Below are 15,795 nucleotides of genomic sequence, written 5' to 3' on the forward strand. Positions count from 1 at the left end.
ATAAAATGAAAAACGATAATCTTATGACACATTGCAAAAAAATGAAGTTAATTACGGCCGCCTATTTATGCGTGTTATCCACTTTCTCGTGGGCGAACGAACTAACAGGGATCACCTACAACACCATTCAAAATAATGAAATTGAATTGGTTTTTGAGTTATCAGATAAAATTGTTGCGCCACCGGAAGTGACAACATCGATGACACCTGCTCAAGTTAGAATAACATTTGATGCTGAGCAATTTAATCCTGATATCGCTAATACACTTATTGAGCACGCCGGTGTAACAGATATCAAGGTGCAAAAAATAGCAGGTAAAGTTGTTGCTAATGTTAATTTGCAACATCTATCTATTTTTGATGTTATTCAAAAAGATAATACTTTTGCTTTAACGTTAAATACCGGGCAGGTAAATAAAACGGTAACGCAATTAATTCCGCTGGGGCATGGTTTTATTAATCAGATCGATAATATTGATTTTAAACGTGGTCAACAGAATGAAGCACAACTTTTAGTTAAACTGATTGACAGTAAAGTTGCGGTCGATGTCAGTGATAAATTAGGTAAGCTTTACATCGAATTTCATAATACTGAGATTTTGGAAGATTACATTTATAAATTAGATGTTACAGATTTTGGTACACTTGTTACTGGTATTGAAACTTTCAAAGAAGGACAGAATGCGCGTTTAGTGGTTGATATCGATGGGCCGTTTGAATATAAGCATCAACAATATAATGATGTTTTTTCATTGACAGTTAACGCTAAAGTTCAACAGGACGGCTATCTTGGTGAAGAGGAAAGTTTTAGTGGTAGAGCAATATCGTTAAACTTCCAAGATATTTCGGTTCGTACTGTTTTGCAAATCGTTGCTGATTATAATGGTTTTAACTTAGTGACCAGTGATACCGTTGCAGGCAATATTACCTTGCGACTAGATGGTGTTCCGTGGGATCAAGCCTTGGATATCATTTTAAAGGTTAAAGGTTTAGACAAGCGCATGGAGGGCAACATTCTCATGGTTGCTCCAAGTGACGAATTAGCAGCTCGAGAAGCACGAGACTTACAAGCTAAGCAGCAAGTAGAAGAGTTGGCGCCATTATATTCTGAATACGTACAAGTCAATTACGCAAAAGCTGCTGAATTTGCTGCATTAATTAAAAATGAAGAAAACAGTATTTTATCACTACGTGGCAGTGTCAGTGTTGATGAAAGAACTAACACGTTATTAATTAGAGATACCGCAACCAGTATTGAAGATATTAAACGTATGGTCTCGGTGTTAGATATTCCGGTTCGACAAGTTATTATCGAATCTCGTATGGTAACGGTAAAAGATAATATCAACGAAGAATTAGGTATTCGTTGGGGTGTAACAGATACGGGTTCAGACTCATCAACATCAGGTTCTTTATCAGGTGCCGAAAGTGCTGGAAATGGCACAATCCCATCGTTAAGTGATCGATTAAATGTAAATTTACCGGTCGGAAGTCCAGCGGGTAGTATTGCTTTTCAGGTGGCTCGTTTAGCTGACGGTACAATTCTAGACCTTGAATTAAGTGCGATGGAAAAAGAAAATAAAGGCGAAATAATTGCCAGTCCACGTATTACCACCGCGAACCAAAAAGAAGCGTACATCGAGCAAGGTGTTGAAATTCCATACCAAGAAGCTGCTTCTAGTGGTGCTACATCTACACAATTTAAAAAGGCTGTCTTGAGCTTAACAGTGACGCCTCATATAACCCCTGATGATAGAATCATATTAGACTTAGTGGTAACGCAAGATACCGTCTCAGATGTTTCAAATGGCACGGCACCAGCGATAGATACACAGAGAATAGGCACACAAGTTTTAGTTAATAATGGTGAAACCATCGTACTTGGTGGTATTTATCAGCAACAAATTATTAGTTCAGTGTCAAAAGTGCCAGTTTTAGGTGATATTCCATATTTTGGCTGGATGTTTAGGAATAGTAGTAACTTTAATGAGAAAAAAGAACTCTTAATATTCGTTACACCACGCATAGTTACGGAGAGATTTTAAGTTAATTTGCATGTAAGGTGGTGTTTTCATCTTACATGCTTGCAATTTGTACCCAACAATTGCGATAATTGCGCCCTTGAAATTTTCGAGGGAGGTTCCCTCTTACCTGTTCACGTAATAAATAAACGAGTATTAATTAATCTAATGGCAGAAAAACGTAACATTTTCCTTGTAGGCCCAATGGGCGCAGGCAAAAGCACCATTGGTAGAGAATTAGCGGATAAGCTACATTTAGAGTTCTTTGATTCCGATCAAGAAATAGAACGTCGCACTGGTGCAGATATCGCTTGGGTTTTTGATCTTGAAGGCGAAGAAGGCTTTCGTTTAAGAGAAGAATCAGTAATTGAAGACTTAAGTGAAAAACAAGGGATTGTTTTGGCTACAGGCGGTGGTTCTGTAATTAGCGCTCAAGTGCGTAATCGCTTATCAGCTCGCGGCATTGTAGTATATCTAGAAACAACGATTGATAAACAAGTTGCTCGCACGCAAAGAGACAGACGCCGTCCGCTACTACAAACTGATGAAGAACCTAGAACTGTACTTGAAAACTTAGCTGTTGAACGTAATCCGTTATATGAAGAAATTGCCGATGTTATCGTGCAGACGGACGACCAAAGTGCGAAAGTTGTAGCAAGTAAAATAGTAGAGCGTTTAGACTTTTAAACAAGATATCTATGACCACACTTCAAGTTAAACTTGGCGCTCGCAGCTACCCAATCTATATAGACAGCGGACTATTATCAAATAGTGATCTGCTGTCTAGTCATATCCGCTCTAAACGTGTATGCATTGTTAGTAATAACATTGTTGCACCACTTTATCTTGAGCAAATGAAGCACAGTCTCAATAATTTCGATATTGATGAAATTATTTTGCCTGATGGTGAAGCTGAGAAAAGCTTAGCGAATTTTGAACGGATAATGTCACATCTTCTTGCGGGTAATCATGGTCGAGATACGACCTTAATCGCATTAGGTGGTGGCGTTATTGGTGATATAACTGGCTTCGCTGCTGCGTGTTATCAGCGTGGTATTGATTTTATTCAAATACCTACCACAGTATTGTCGCAAGTTGACTCATCTGTCGGTGGAAAAACAGCTGTAAATCATCCCTTAGGTAAAAACATGATAGGCGCGTTCTATCAACCTAAAGCGGTTTTTATCGATTTGGCGAGCCTAGCTACTTTACCGGTAAGAGAGTTTAATGCGGGTATGGCTGAGGTTATTAAGTACGGTATCTTAGGTGATGGTGAGTTTTTTACTTGGCTTGAGCAGCATACTAATGCCATTAAAGCGGGTGAAACTCAGATCCTAATGCAAATGATCGAGCGCTGTTGCCAGTGCAAGGCCAATATTGTTGCTGAAGATGAAACCGAAGCAGGTGTGCGTGCTTTATTGAACTTAGGGCATACCTTTGGTCATGCCATTGAAGCGGATCAAGGTTACGGTAAGTGGTTACATGGCGAAGCTGTTGCTACTGGCATGGTACTTGCTGCTAAGTTATCAGTAACAATGAATTTGCTTGAAGTGTCAGATCTTCGTCGTATTGAAGCTTTACTGTCTGCATTTGATTTACCGTTAATTGCACCAGAGAATATGGGTTTTGATGAATTTATTTGCCATATGCGTCGCGATAAAAAGAACTTAGCAGGAAAGCTTCGCTTTATTCTTCCAACGGCTATTGGTCAATCTGAAATTAACGACGATGTTAGTGTGGAACTGCTTCAACAAATTCTGTAATTATATTCAGGATAGGTGAAGCATGTCGGCGTTAAAAAATAATATTGACATATCAAACGATAATACAAGTGTCACTAAAATTAGTGCTCAAGCACGCATAGACTACATTCTTCGTTTTTCAAAACAGGCCATTCTGGTTATTGATGAAAGCGTAGAACAAAATGCCGCTATTTCTAGTCAATTTTTGGCAAGTTTACCTGAGCAGCATAATGCTGCCTATATTTCACTTTCTTCGCAGTTTAATAATATCCAAATTCGTTGCCGTATAATCGAACAGTTATATACCGGTGAATTATTTGATCCTGAAATTTCTTTAGCGGTTAGTGTGATTAATTTAGCCAAAAAATCACAACAAAGTATTAGTATTATACTCAATAGTGCTCAACATTTATCATTACAGATCTTACACGAACTATCACAATTAGCTGCAATTGCTAAAAAAGCAAATTTGGTGGTTAATATCGTTATGTTCGGTTCAGCGCAAGCTGGAAAAACTGTCGCGGTTAATAAAAGCTTGTTTGATAACAAACTGACAATATTATCGGCACAGTCAGGACAGTTGCTGTCAACCTCATCAACGCTATTTAAGAATACCCAGCCAAAATGGCATTATATTAAACAAAATAAATGGCTAATTAGCGCCTTAATATTCTTAGTCGGTCTTGCCAGTGTGGTTATAAATTTACTCCAGGTAGATAGCTTCAATTTTGCCAAATCTATAGTCGCTAACAATAAAGAAAAAATATCCTTAACAACCGTACTAGCGAAACCTCAAACCATGGTGCTATCAAATAAGGGTGAAAATATAGCAGCTCTAGCTGCGCCAACGACACAAATAGGACCTAACCTTATTGCTGCTATGCCGAATGATATTTACGCTTCGTTGATAACACCTTTACCTGAAATAAGCATGCAAGCTCAAGCTTTACCTGCATCGCCCGTCGATATCATGACAGCAATATCAACAGCAACCATGGCAGCAGAAACAGTAGTAAGAGCATCAGTAAATAATGTATCTCTAGAAAATACAACGCAGAAGCCTGTATTACAAAAGGTTGAAGTTAAAGCAACAGAAAAGTTGATTTACTCAACAAGTCAATTACAAATAAATAACGATTACTACGCTAATAAAACAGGTTACGTAATTCAGTTAGCGGCATTTAGCGATTTAAAACTACCGAATGCATATTTAAAGGCTTTAGCAACTATTGACCACCATATCTACCAGCGACTATTAAATGAAAAACCAGTCATGGTGATTACGAGCGCAGAGTATGCAGATAAATCTACCGCACAATCAGCCTTATTGCAGCTACCAGAATCGTTATCATCACGACAACCGTGGATTAAGCCTATTAGGGTTATTAATAACGAAATCAATGCATTTCTGCTCTCCCAATAAAGGCTGATTCAGGATACAATCCCCGCTTACTTTTCAGATGTGAATCATCTGCTGTTAAATTTTAGAGTTTGTAGGTGCCATGAAGAAAAAACATCGAGCGTTTTTAAAATGGGCGGGTGGTAAATACGCGCTAACCGATGTCATAAACTCTATGTTGCCAACTGGTAATCGTCTGATTGAACCTTTTGTTGGTGCTGGGTCAGTATTTCTTAATAGCGATTATGACGAATATTTGCTCAGTGACATTAATCAAGATCTTGTTAACCTCTATCGTATTGTTCAACGCACACCTGAGAAGTTTATTGCTGATGCGCGACGTTTTTTTTCGCCTGAAAATAACCAAGCAGAAAGATATTATCAATTACGTAAAGAGTTTAATGAAAGCTCAGACCCTTATTTTAGATCCTTAGTATTTCTTTATATGAATCGTCATGGCTATAATGGGCTATGCCGATATAACAAATCTGGTGGTTATAACGTACCATTTGGTAAATATAAACGGCCTTACTTCCCTGAAGCAGAACTTATCTACTTTGCCAAAAAAGCGGAAAAAGCAGTATTTATTTGTGATGGTTATCGACAAACCTTTGCGCATGCAAAATCTGGAGATGTCATTTATTGCGATCCTCCATACGTGCCGTTGAGTAAAACAGCAAGTTTTACCAGCTATTCTGGTAATGGTTTTGGTTTAGATGAACAAGCAGATTTGGCTAATGCAGCTGAGGAAGTAACAAAAAATCGTAAGATATCAGTATTAATTAGCAATCACGATACTATTTGGACGCGAAAAATCTATGAGCATGCTAAAAATCATCACTCGATAGAAGTATCTCGAACGATTAGTCAAAAAGGGGATAAAAGGAATAAAGTTTCAGAGCTACTTGCGCTTTATTAAAGGCAGTAAAAATCTCTTAGGAAGATTGAGTTAGTAAGTTGCACTGGGGGGCGCATTTAATCTTATCGGCACTTAAAGTTAAATTAGCTAGGTAATACGAAACTAACGATGGCAATTAATGAGCCTATAAACAACACGACGGCAATTAAACCCGCAATAATAAAGTGACTAAATTTACCCTGGGTAAAATCGCGTTCTCTATTTTTATCACTTTGCACGCCAAAAAAGGCAGCACCAACACTTTTTAGTGTTTCTTTAAAGTTACTTGAAGCCATCATTATCCTTAATTGCCAGTTTAGCAAATTGTTATCGCATCATATTTAATCAGTATGTGCTAATGAGGAGTGACGATCAAGTGCTGCTAATTTAATAATATTTTGTAAAATTTCTTTTAATTAGCTACATTTATATTAATCTTTACATTAATTTGCCTAATGTTGTTATTGTTCTGAATAATTAAATAACGTGATTGTACTATCAAGCAATGGCTGAAAATTGCACTTTATTAACATTATACCTTTAGGTATTATTTTTCTGAACGGAATCCATGTCGAAACATCTAACAGGTGATACTAATTTTACCGCCAAAGTAAAAATTATATTAAGTAAAATTTATGGCCGTAGTCTACTAAAAGACTCGGTTCTAGATAGAGCCATAACCTATTATGAGCTAGAGCAATTCTCGCAGCGTAAATTAGATAAAATTAATCAAGAAATTGCAAGATTAGCTAAAACTGATAGTGATAGAAACAAAAATAAACTTGCTAACCTTGAGCGCGATCAACGAGAATACTTACAAGCATTAAAACTTGAAAGCAATGAGCGTGCACAACACTTACAACTGATATGTCGAGATATCATCGAACTGTGTGAAGGCGACACTCGAGCAGAAACGAATAAAAAATCTTCAGAGCTCTTAGGAACTATTCAACTTTTATTACCAACTGAAGGGAGTAGGGTTGCTGTTGAAAATGAGCGCAGTAAACCCCTTTATAGAGGAGTGTTAGCTTTAAGGCTACTCGACCAAATCTGCTTAAAAACATTATCATCTGGTGCATACTTAGCTAAAGAATTATCAAAAATATCAGCGTTCGATTATAAAAAATTAAGAATTGAGAACGAAGCTGCTTACCTTGAATTCGTTGACCATGTGAAAGTGCCTGTTTTAATGGCTGCTATTTTACAAGATATAGGTAATTACCACCCAGATGCACAAAAAATAATGCAAGGTAAAGACGGACAGGGCAGTATATTTCGTGCATTAGAAATTGAAGAGCGTAAAGCTTTATTGCAAATTAATTACCGTGAAACTATGAAGTACCTGATTAACGGTATCGGTGTTGTAATGTATTTTGGCAATTCTAAAGAAGAGAGAGATATTTTTAATGTAGTAGAAACCAATAAATTACGATTTGTAAAACAGCTACTAAAGGGTAGTATTCAACCCAAATTAGGGGTTGGTAATATCTTGAAAATACCGCAAATATATACCGCTATTGTGTTATCAACCAAAGATAACTATAACTATAAATTATTACCTAAAGTATACAAAGCTTTATATCAAAATGCTGAACGTGGAAATTGTTGTCAGAGCGTAGTTGATAGCCTATATAAAATAACGGGTGATTTTCCGCAAGGATTCGGGGTTATATACATACCTGGTGATAACGAGCAAGACGCGCGATACGAATATGCGATAGTCACCCGGCTATATCCTGAAAAACCCGATGAACCTAACTGTAGAATAGCCACTCGTCAGCTCACTTTCATTGGCCACGGTCATGATTTAGTCGTTAAAAAAACTAATAATTTATATTTTATAGAAACAGCAAAAGAGTTTTCCAGCATAAACAAAGAACGTCTTAATGAAATATTAGAGTTATTGTCATCGAATTACCTTGAACGAAAGGATCTCGATTTATTACCACGCTGTTGGCAACCTGAAGAATTTTTTACTAAGAAGGTTAACCAAAAACTGTGGAACCGAATTCGCTGAATCCCTCCAAATAAGGAAACAGGATAAGCCTAACTTAGTGCTATCCTGTATTTATATCCGCTAATACTGCAGCGCTATAGGCAATAATGATGTATTAGTTTCGTCAACAAGATTTCAGTTTTGCTAATTTCACTATGAGCTAAATATTCATTAGGCTGATGCGCTTGATCTATTGAACCTGGCCCCAGAACGATCGTTTGACAACCCAGTTGTTGAATAAAAGGCGCTTCTGTTGCGTAATTAACTGCGCAGCAACTATGGCCAGAAAGTTTTTCTGCCGTCGACACAAAATCACTATCTGGTGCTTGCTGGAAGCTAGGTGAACTGGGATCAAGCTCATTTATGGTCAGGCGCCCAGGATATTTTTCTGCAATGGGTTGTAATGCTATTGATAACCAAGAAACTAACTCTTCGTCTTTCATGCCAGGTAAAGAGCGCATATCAATATCTAGCTCACAATGACCACAAATTCTATTCGCATTATCGCCACCACGAATTGCCCCTAAGTTCATTGTTGGCGTTTGAACATCAAAAGCTTCATTTTTATAGCTAAGGTTGAGTTTTTCTCTGAGTTTGAATAATTCGCTAATCACTTGATACATGATTTCAATAGCATTAACGCCACTGGCGGGCTTACTTGAATGTCCTGCTTGGCCTTTAATGCTAATTTTGTGCGACATATGGCCTTTATGCATAATCACGGGTACTAAGTTTGTTGGCTCACCTATAATGGCTACATCAGGTTTGATTACCCCGCTATTAGCAAAAAACCTCGCTCCTGCCATGGTGGTTTCTTCATCTGCAGTCGCTAAAATATATAATGGCTTCTTTAATAACTTCAGGTCTATTTGTTGGCAAACCTGCAAGATAAATGCAAAAAATCCTTTCATGTCGCAGCTACCCAGGCCAAACAGCTTATTATCATTATCGGTAACTTTTAAAGGATCGGATAACCATCGATTTTCATCAAATGGTACTGTATCACTGTGGCCTGCGAGTAATAAGCCTCCGTCACCACTTCCCAATTTAGCTAACAGGTTAAATTTGCCCTTAACCATGGGAACTGCTTGAATGGTAATGGTAAAACCAAGCGTTTCAAACCAAGTTGCTAGTAAGGTTATTACACTTTCGTTACTTTGATCCCAGCTAGCTTGTGATGAACTGATACTTGGTTGTGCTATTAATTGAGTAATAGCTTGGGTAAAGTTGGGCAGTTTTTGGTGTGTATTGTTCATTATATTTAGCAACCTAAAATTAATTCATGGGTAGTTATGCTATTTAGTTGCATAACTAGTTATATGATGATACTTTAACTTCACAATGTAAATAGCCTAATTTAATCACACTATGAAAATGTTTGTAATGAATTCAACTAACCGACGACGATAGAGTAAATATTAGGTATTAGTAGTCATAATTTTCTAGCAGGTGTTATATTTTTAATCGCTAGAAGGTCATTAGTCAAAGTTGAATAGAATTACAAAATTTGCGTGTTAATAACAATAGCCGTTGTAATTTCTAATCGTAAATATAATGGTAAGCAAATGAACGTCATAGTTATTGGTGCAAGTGGTTATGTAGGTGCTGAATTAATTGGTTTGTTAACGCAACACAATAAAATATCAATTCAACATCTGTTAGTGTCTGAAAATAGCACTTCTAGTGGTAAAACTTTTGAACAGTTGCATGCTCGCTGGCAGGGGATTTGTGCTGTACCCCTGCATTCTTTCTCACCGCATTGGTTTGATCAACATATTAGTTCACCTGAACATAATATCGATGCGGTTTTTTTCGCCACCCCTCATGAATTTAGTGCTCAATGGGCACAAGCCTTTATTGAACAAGGCATTAAAGTCTTCGATTTGTCTGGTGGTTTTCGCTTAAAAGACGCTTCGCAATACCCAGTACATTACGGTTTTGAACATCAATCATTAAAGGCACTTCAACAAGCTCAGTATGGTTTAGCTGAATGGCAAGCCAATGAAATTGCTGCTAGTGATCTCATTGCTGTGCCGGGTTGTTATCCAACCGCGAGCCTATTGTCGTTAAAACCCATCACCAGTAATGCACTTCATCAAGAAAACTCGTTAATTGTTGTTAATGGTATCAGTGGTGTTACGGGGGCGGGTCGTAAAGCATCTTTAGCCACCAGTTTTTGTGAAGTTAGTTTAACGCCGTACAATATTTTACAACACAGACATCAACCTGAAATTAGTCAAGAAGCCAATGCAGAGGTGATTTTTAATCCGCATTTAGCGCCTTATAAACGTGGCTTATTAGTGACGATAACATTACAGTTAAAGGCTGAAGTGACTAGTAAACAAGTCGATGAAGCCTTCACGCAAGCCTATCAAGATACTCCTTTGGTAAGAATAGTGAATGCTTGGCCTAAAATTGACAATGTTGCTCATACACCGTTTGCTGATTTACATTGGCAAGTAGACGAAAATAAACACGTTGTCGTTGTCAGTTGCGCTATTGATAATCTGTTAAAAGGTGCAGCGTCACAAGCAATACAATGCGCTAATATTAGCTTAGGTCTACCGAGTGAATATAGCTTGTTGATGCCAGGAAGAGATTTATGAAAAAGCCAGTAGTGATCAAAATTGGTGGGGCTATTTTAGATGGCTACAACCAAGGCAATACATCGGCCTTAACCGCGCTATTAAAAGTCATTGCTAGTTTGAAAGAGCAACCTGTCGTCATTGTGCACGGCGGTGGTTGTGTCGTTGATGAAATGCTAGCCCAAGCCGGATTTGTTACCGAGAAGAAGCACGGTTTACGGGTAACACCAAAAGCGCAAATGCCGATTATTAGTGGTGCACTTGCTGGAAGTGTAAATAAAGCGATTGTCGCGAGTGCGGCAAGTTTAAAATTACCAGCGGTAGGCTTGTCGTTAACTGACGGACAAATGGTGCAGTGCCAATTAAGCCCCTTAGGTTTAGGGCAAGTCGGTGTCCCTAAGCCTTTTAGTAGCGCATTGTTAGATACGTTATTAAAAGCCAGTTTTCTTCCTATTGTGTCATCCATTGGAGCACTGGAAAATGGTGAGTTAGTCAATGTAAATGCTGATGACGCCGCCGTAGCAATATGCCAGCTACTCAATGCTGAGTTGTTATTGTTAACTGATGTCAATGGCGTTAAAGGCGCAACGGGTGAATATTTAAGCTCCCTGAATGGTGAGCAAGCAGAGGCACTCATTAATAGCGGTGTTATTGCCGGAGGCATGACCGCAAAAGTCAATGCAGCTTTACAAGCGGCGAATAAGTTACGACGAAGTATCGCGGTTGCCAGTTGGCAATCGCCAGAGCAAATTGTCGATTTGCTCAACGGTGCCAGTATCGGTACGCGTATACAACCCAGTGGCTGTTAATTTAATACCACAGGTTACTCATTGATTTTTGCCCAGGATATATGATGAACATTGAACACTTTTTAGCTGATGATCAGCTAACTAAACACCAAATACTCGACCTCATTGCTTTAGCGCGTGATATAAAGCAGAAACCTGAGCGCTACAGTCAAGCCTTAGCAGGTAAGTCGGTAGCGATGATTTTTGAAAAACCGTCACTAAGAACGCATGTTAGTTTTGATATTGGCATTAATAAATTGGGTGGTCATGCGCTATATTTAGGCCAACAAAACGGTAAGTTAGGTGAGCGTGAGCGTGTGAGCGATTATGCAAAAAACCTTTCTTGTTATGCCGACGCTATTGTTGCTCGTGTTTTTAATAATAGCTCGATAGAACAATTGGCAGAGCATGGTAGTGTCCCGGTTATTAATGCCTTGTGTGATACATATCACCCGTGCCAAGCACTAGCAGATTTTGTAACCCTCGCGGAAAACTTCCCTGACCTTACAAAAGTAAAACTCGCCTATATTGGTGATTCAAACAATGTTTCTAACTCATTAATGCTGATGGCTGTCACAGTAGGTGTTGATTTTACTCTCGTCTGCCCAGAAGGCTATGGTCCTGAAAATAAAATGTTTGCTCAAGCGCTAAAACTTAGCCAAGCATCAGGTAGTAAACTATTATTAACCACGGATATAACGGCATTAGGGCAACAAGACGCGATATACACAGATACGTGGATATCTATGGGTGATAACACCAATGTCGCTGATATTTTAGCGACCTTTAAACCTTATCAAGTGAACCATAAACTGATGGCTAAAGCAGGGGCAAGTATTGTGATGCATTGTCAACCTGCTCACCTTGATGAAGAAATTACCACCGAGTTGTTCGACAGCGAAATGTCAGTGGCGTTTCAGTCAGCTGAAAATCGTATGTGGGCTCAAAATGCGGTGTTGGTTAGCTTATTAGCAGATTAATCACGCTGTTTTTATAAAACAGCCGAATCAAATTAACTTTAAAAAATACCTTTCAGTCTAGTCAATTTCTTATTATTGACTAGACTGATGATAAAAAAATTGTGAAGGAATAAAATCATGGCATTAGCAGCAAAGAAAAACATTAAAAAAGTCGTATTGGCGTATTCAGGCGGTCTAGATACCTCAGCCATCATCCCTTGGTTAAAAGAGAATTATGATGGCTGTGAAGTCGTGGCATTTTGTGCTGATGTTGGACAAGGCGAAGAAGAGCTTGTTGGCATTAAAGAAAAAGCTATCGCGTCAGGTGCATCAGAATGTTATGTCGTTGACCTAAAAGAAGAATACGTTAAAGACTATATTTATCCTATCATCAAAACCGGTGCGGTTTATGAAGGACAATATTTATTAGGTACGTCAATGGCTCGTCCAGTGATTGCCAAAGCTCATATCGAAATTGCCTTAAAAGTTGGCGCTGATGCGGTTTGTCACGGTTGTACCGGTAAAGGTAATGACCAAGTACGCTTCGAAGCTTGTTTTGCTGCTTTAGCACCACAGTTAACAGTTATTGCGCCATGGCGTGAGTGGGACATGGTTTCACGTGAAGACTTATTGGATTATTTAGCTGAGCGTAATATTCCTTGTGCAGCTTCGTTAACGAAAATTTATAGCCGTGACGCTAATGCTTGGCACATATCGCATGAAGGTGGTGAGTTAGAAGACCCTTGGTGTGAGCCTTCAAAAGAAGTATGGACCATGACGGTTGATCCAATGGACGCACCAGACGAAGCTGGCAAAGTGATGTTGAGCTTTGAGGCAGGTGAATTAGTTGCCGTTGATGATAAGCCAATGTCAGCGTATCAGTCATTAATGTATTTAAATGAAAAAGCCGCCGCTCATGGTGTTGGCCGTATTGATATTGTTGAAAACCGTTTAGTCGGTATGAAGTCACGTGGTTGTTACGAAACTCCAGGTGGCACCGTATTAATGGCAGCCTATAAAGGTTTAGAGTCACTTATTCTAGACAAAGAATCACTTAAATATCGTGAATCGGTTGGTCATGAGTTTTCACACGTAATTTATGACGGTCGTTGGTTTACGCCGCTTGCGAAAGCGCAACTTGCTTCAGCCGCATCTTTTGCTGAAAAAGTTACTGGTGATGTGGTAGTAAAACTTTATAAAGGTATGGCACAAGTGACTCAGCGTCGTTCGCCAAACAGCTTATATTCAGAAGAATTTGCTACCTTTGGTGCTGATGATGTTTATGACCAAAAACATGCAGAAGGTTTTATTCGTTTGTTCAGTTTATCAAGTAGAATAACCGCACTTAAACAGGCAGACTCAGTACTAACTGAAAAGAAATAAAAAAGGTAGAGGAATTTAGCCATGGCATTATGGGGCGGACGGTTTAAAGAGCAAGCCAGTGTACAGTTTAAAAAGTTTAATGACTCTTTACCTGTTGATTATCGTATGGCGGTGCAAGATATTGTTGGATCAATTGCTTGGGCTGAAGCATTAACTACGGTTGATGTGCTAAGCCAAGCAGAATTTCAAGAATTAAAAGCAGCGCTGCTAGAATTAAAAGCTTCAGTTGAAGAAAATCCGAAGCAAATTTTAGCGTCGGATGCTGAAGATATTCACAGTTGGGTAGAAATCAACCTAATAGAAAAAACCGGTGATTTAGGTAAGAAGTTACACACAGGTCGCAGCCGTAACGACCAAGTAGCGACCGACTTGAAACTTTGGTGTAAGGAAAAGGGGAGTGATTTACTTTATGCATTAGTCAATTTACAACAGGCTATGCTAGATCTTGCCGAACGTGAGCGCAATACCGTATTGCCAGGCTATACCCATTTGCAACGCGCACAACCGATCACTTTTGGTCACTGGTGTTTGGCTTATGTTGAAATGTTTAACCGTGATATTGGTCGTTTAAAAGACGCTTTATATCGTGCAGACACTTCACCATTGGGCTCAGGCGCATTGGCGGGTACCGCCTATCCTATTGATCGTGAGCTACTTGCCCATAATCTAGGCTTTCGCAGTGCAACATTGAACAGCTTAGATGCAGTTTCAGACCGTGATCATGTCATTGAATTATTATCGACAGCAAGTATCAGCATGATGCATTTATCACGTTTTGCTGAAGACTTGGTGTTCTACAATTCAGGTGAAGCCGGCTTTGTTGAAATGAGCGATTTAGTCAGCTCAGGTTCGTCATTAATGCCGCAAAAGAAAAATCCAGATGCTTGTGAATTATTGCGTGGTAAAGCGGGCCGAGTGATGGGTTCACTTACCGGTATGATGATGACCATGAAAGCTTTGCCTCTAGCCTACAATAAAGACATGCAAGAAGACAAAGAAGGCTTATTTGACGCCCTTGATACTTGGCAAGAGTGCATGCAAATGGCCGTATTAGTGGCTGAAGGCTTAACGGTCAATCGTGCCCGCACTTTAGCTGCGGCGCAACAAGGATATGCTAACTCTACTGAGCTTGCTGACTACCTTGTGAGTAAAGATATTCCGTTTCGTGAAGCGCATCATATTGTCGGTGAAGTTGTTCTGGCTGCTATCGACGCTGGCCACGCCTTGGAAGACTTCACTATTGCACAATTACAAAAATTTAGTGACAGAATCGAGCAAGATGTTTACCAACATTTATCGATAGAGTCTTGTTTAGATAAACGTGGCGCACTAGGCGGTACTTCACGTCAGCAAGTTGAAAAAGCGTTAGCAGAAGTGCAGTCAGGGAATCTTTTATCGGACAATCAAGACACTTTGAATACGCAAGTGTTAGGTGCACCCAGTAAAACGCAAATCAACTTGACCTTAAAACAAGTTAAACAACGTTTAAATGCGCAACGTGCAGCCGCTATGTCAGTTCGCAGAGCAAGAATGTCAGACATTGACAGTATCTCAACGTTAGTTGATTACTGGGCTGAGCGTGGTGAAATACTGCCACGTAGTCGCGATAATATTATTCATGATGTACAAAACTTTGTCGTCGCAGAAGTTGACGGTGTCGTGGTGGGTTGTGCATCACTTTATATTTATCAAACAGGACTAGCTGAAATACGCTCGGTTGTGATTGATAAAAGTGCACATGGCCAAGGCCAAGGCCAAGCATTAGTGCAATATTTGTTAGAATTTGCTCATCAAATTCAACTACAGAAAATTATTGTACTGACTTATATTCCAAACTACTTCGAGCAATTAGGTTTTAACTTAATTGATAAAAACTCTTTAGCCGACAATATCATTGAAGACAGTGAGCAAAGTCCACATAAAGATCCGGATGATGAAGTCGCAATGGAATATATTGTTAATCGTTGCGCCGAAGAAGTTTAGTTTTTTTACGTCAATATTGAATTGAGTGATAGATAGTAGTG

Annotated in this window: 13 protein-coding genes; 11 read left to right on the top strand and 2 right to left on the bottom strand. The window is 39.0% G+C overall.

All coding sequences use genetic code 11. The features are described from left to right. The first annotated feature begins 41 nt into the window (after nucleotides 1-41). From B5D82_RS09075 to B5D82_RS09095, 5 genes are all read left to right on the top strand, one after another. Nucleotides 42-2,045, top strand: a complete 2,004-nt coding sequence (locus tag B5D82_RS09075) for a type IV pilus secretin PilQ (protein WP_245807597.1) — start codon at nucleotides 42-44, stop codon at nucleotides 2,043-2,045. A gap of 144 nt (nucleotides 2,046-2,189) precedes the next feature. Beyond that, nucleotides 2,190-2,708 (top strand): shikimate kinase AroK, encoded by a 519-nt coding sequence (gene aroK / locus B5D82_RS09080; RefSeq protein WP_081150979.1) that lies wholly within the window; start codon nucleotides 2,190-2,192, stop codon nucleotides 2,706-2,708. A gap of 11 nt (nucleotides 2,709-2,719) precedes the next feature. Continuing rightward, nucleotides 2,720-3,784 carry a 3-dehydroquinate synthase gene (gene aroB, locus B5D82_RS09085; protein ID WP_081150981.1) on the top strand — a complete coding sequence of 355 codons (1,065 nt, stop codon included), beginning with the start codon at nucleotides 2,720-2,722 and terminating at the stop codon, nucleotides 3,782-3,784. A 22-nt stretch (nucleotides 3,785-3,806) separates the two neighbouring features. After that, nucleotides 3,807-5,186, top strand: a complete 1,380-nt coding sequence (locus tag B5D82_RS09090; protein ID WP_081150983.1) for an SPOR domain-containing protein — start codon at nucleotides 3,807-3,809, stop codon at nucleotides 5,184-5,186. Nucleotides 5,187-5,265: 79 nt separating this feature from the next. Then, on the top strand, nucleotides 5,266-6,081 hold the full coding sequence (locus B5D82_RS09095) for a Dam family site-specific DNA-(adenine-N6)-methyltransferase (protein WP_081150985.1): 816 nt from the start codon (nucleotides 5,266-5,268) through the stop codon (nucleotides 6,079-6,081). Nucleotides 6,082-6,164: 83 nt separating this feature from the next. Here the strand turns inward: B5D82_RS09095 and B5D82_RS09100 are convergent, their stop codons facing one another. Beyond that, nucleotides 6,165-6,356, bottom strand: coding sequence for a DUF2970 domain-containing protein (locus B5D82_RS09100; protein ID WP_172820634.1), 192 nt, complete (start codon nucleotides 6,354-6,356; stop codon nucleotides 6,165-6,167). Between the two features lie 272 nt (nucleotides 6,357-6,628). Here B5D82_RS09100 and B5D82_RS09105 point away from each other — a divergent pair, with 272 nt between their 5' ends. Continuing rightward, entirely contained in the window at nucleotides 6,629-8,077 is a 1,449-nt protein-coding gene (locus B5D82_RS09105) for a hypothetical protein (protein WP_081150989.1), read from the top strand. Between the two features lie 74 nt (nucleotides 8,078-8,151). Here B5D82_RS09105 and argE read toward each other — a convergent pair whose 3' ends face one another. Beyond that, a complete protein-coding gene (gene argE / locus B5D82_RS09110) occupies nucleotides 8,152-9,312 on the bottom strand; it encodes an acetylornithine deacetylase (protein ID WP_081150991.1) in 1,161 nt (386 codons plus the stop codon). Between the two features lie 309 nt (nucleotides 9,313-9,621). Here argE and argC point away from each other — a divergent pair, with 309 nt between their 5' ends. The 5 genes from argC (at nucleotide 9,622) to argH (ending at nucleotide 15,754) form a co-directional block, all read left to right on the top strand. Next, complete coding sequence (gene argC / locus B5D82_RS09115; RefSeq protein ID WP_081154427.1) at nucleotides 9,622-10,662, top strand: N-acetyl-gamma-glutamyl-phosphate reductase; 1,041 nt, start codon at nucleotides 9,622-9,624, stop codon at nucleotides 10,660-10,662. Next, nucleotides 10,659-11,450, top strand: coding sequence for an acetylglutamate kinase (gene argB / locus B5D82_RS09120; RefSeq protein WP_081150993.1), 792 nt, complete (start codon nucleotides 10,659-10,661; stop codon nucleotides 11,448-11,450). Before argC ends, argB begins: the two co-directional genes overlap by 4 nt. Nucleotides 11,451-11,500: 50 nt before the next feature. Next, on the top strand, nucleotides 11,501-12,409 hold the full coding sequence (locus tag B5D82_RS09125; protein WP_081154429.1) for an ornithine carbamoyltransferase: 909 nt from the start codon (nucleotides 11,501-11,503) through the stop codon (nucleotides 12,407-12,409). A 117-nt stretch (nucleotides 12,410-12,526) separates the two neighbouring features. Beyond that, entirely contained in the window at nucleotides 12,527-13,771 is a 1,245-nt protein-coding gene (locus B5D82_RS09130) for an argininosuccinate synthase (RefSeq protein ID WP_081150995.1), read from the top strand. Nucleotides 13,772-13,792: 21 nt separating this feature from the next. Next, the gene (argH, locus tag B5D82_RS09135) at nucleotides 13,793-15,754 is read left to right on the top strand and encodes an argininosuccinate lyase (RefSeq protein ID WP_081150997.1); all 1,962 of its coding nucleotides are present in this window, start codon (nucleotides 13,793-13,795) and stop codon (nucleotides 15,752-15,754) included. Nucleotides 15,755-15,795: the final 41 nt, after the last annotated feature.

The sequence above is a fragment of the Cognaticolwellia beringensis genome (genome assembly GCF_002076895.1).
GTDB classification, from domain to species: Bacteria; Pseudomonadota; Gammaproteobacteria; order Enterobacterales; family Alteromonadaceae; genus Cognaticolwellia; species Cognaticolwellia beringensis.

Coding starts and splice junctions, on each gene's coding strand:
- B5D82_RS09075 (WP_245807597.1), top strand. CDS start 42: ATGAAGTTAATTACGGCCGCCTATTTATGCGTGTTATCCACTTTCTCG.
- aroK (WP_081150979.1), top strand. CDS start 2,190: ATGGCAGAAAAACGTAACATTTTCCTTGTAGGCCCAATGGGCGCAGGC.
- aroB (WP_081150981.1), top strand. CDS start 2,720: ATGACCACACTTCAAGTTAAACTTGGCGCTCGCAGCTACCCAATCTAT.
- B5D82_RS09090 (WP_081150983.1), top strand. CDS start 3,807: ATGTCGGCGTTAAAAAATAATATTGACATATCAAACGATAATACAAGT.
- B5D82_RS09095 (WP_081150985.1), top strand. CDS start 5,266: ATGAAGAAAAAACATCGAGCGTTTTTAAAATGGGCGGGTGGTAAATAC.
- B5D82_RS09100 (WP_172820634.1), bottom strand. CDS start 6,356: ATGGCTTCAAGTAACTTTAAAGAAACACTAAAAAGTGTTGGTGCTGCC.
- B5D82_RS09105 (WP_081150989.1), top strand. CDS start 6,629: ATGTCGAAACATCTAACAGGTGATACTAATTTTACCGCCAAAGTAAAA.
- argE (WP_081150991.1), bottom strand. CDS start 9,312: ATGAACAATACACACCAAAAACTGCCCAACTTTACCCAAGCTATTACT.
- argC (WP_081154427.1), top strand. CDS start 9,622: ATGAACGTCATAGTTATTGGTGCAAGTGGTTATGTAGGTGCTGAATTA.
- argB (WP_081150993.1), top strand. CDS start 10,659: ATGAAAAAGCCAGTAGTGATCAAAATTGGTGGGGCTATTTTAGATGGC.
- B5D82_RS09130 (WP_081150995.1), top strand. CDS start 12,527: ATGGCATTAGCAGCAAAGAAAAACATTAAAAAAGTCGTATTGGCGTAT.
- argH (WP_081150997.1), top strand. CDS start 13,793: ATGGCATTATGGGGCGGACGGTTTAAAGAGCAAGCCAGTGTACAGTTT.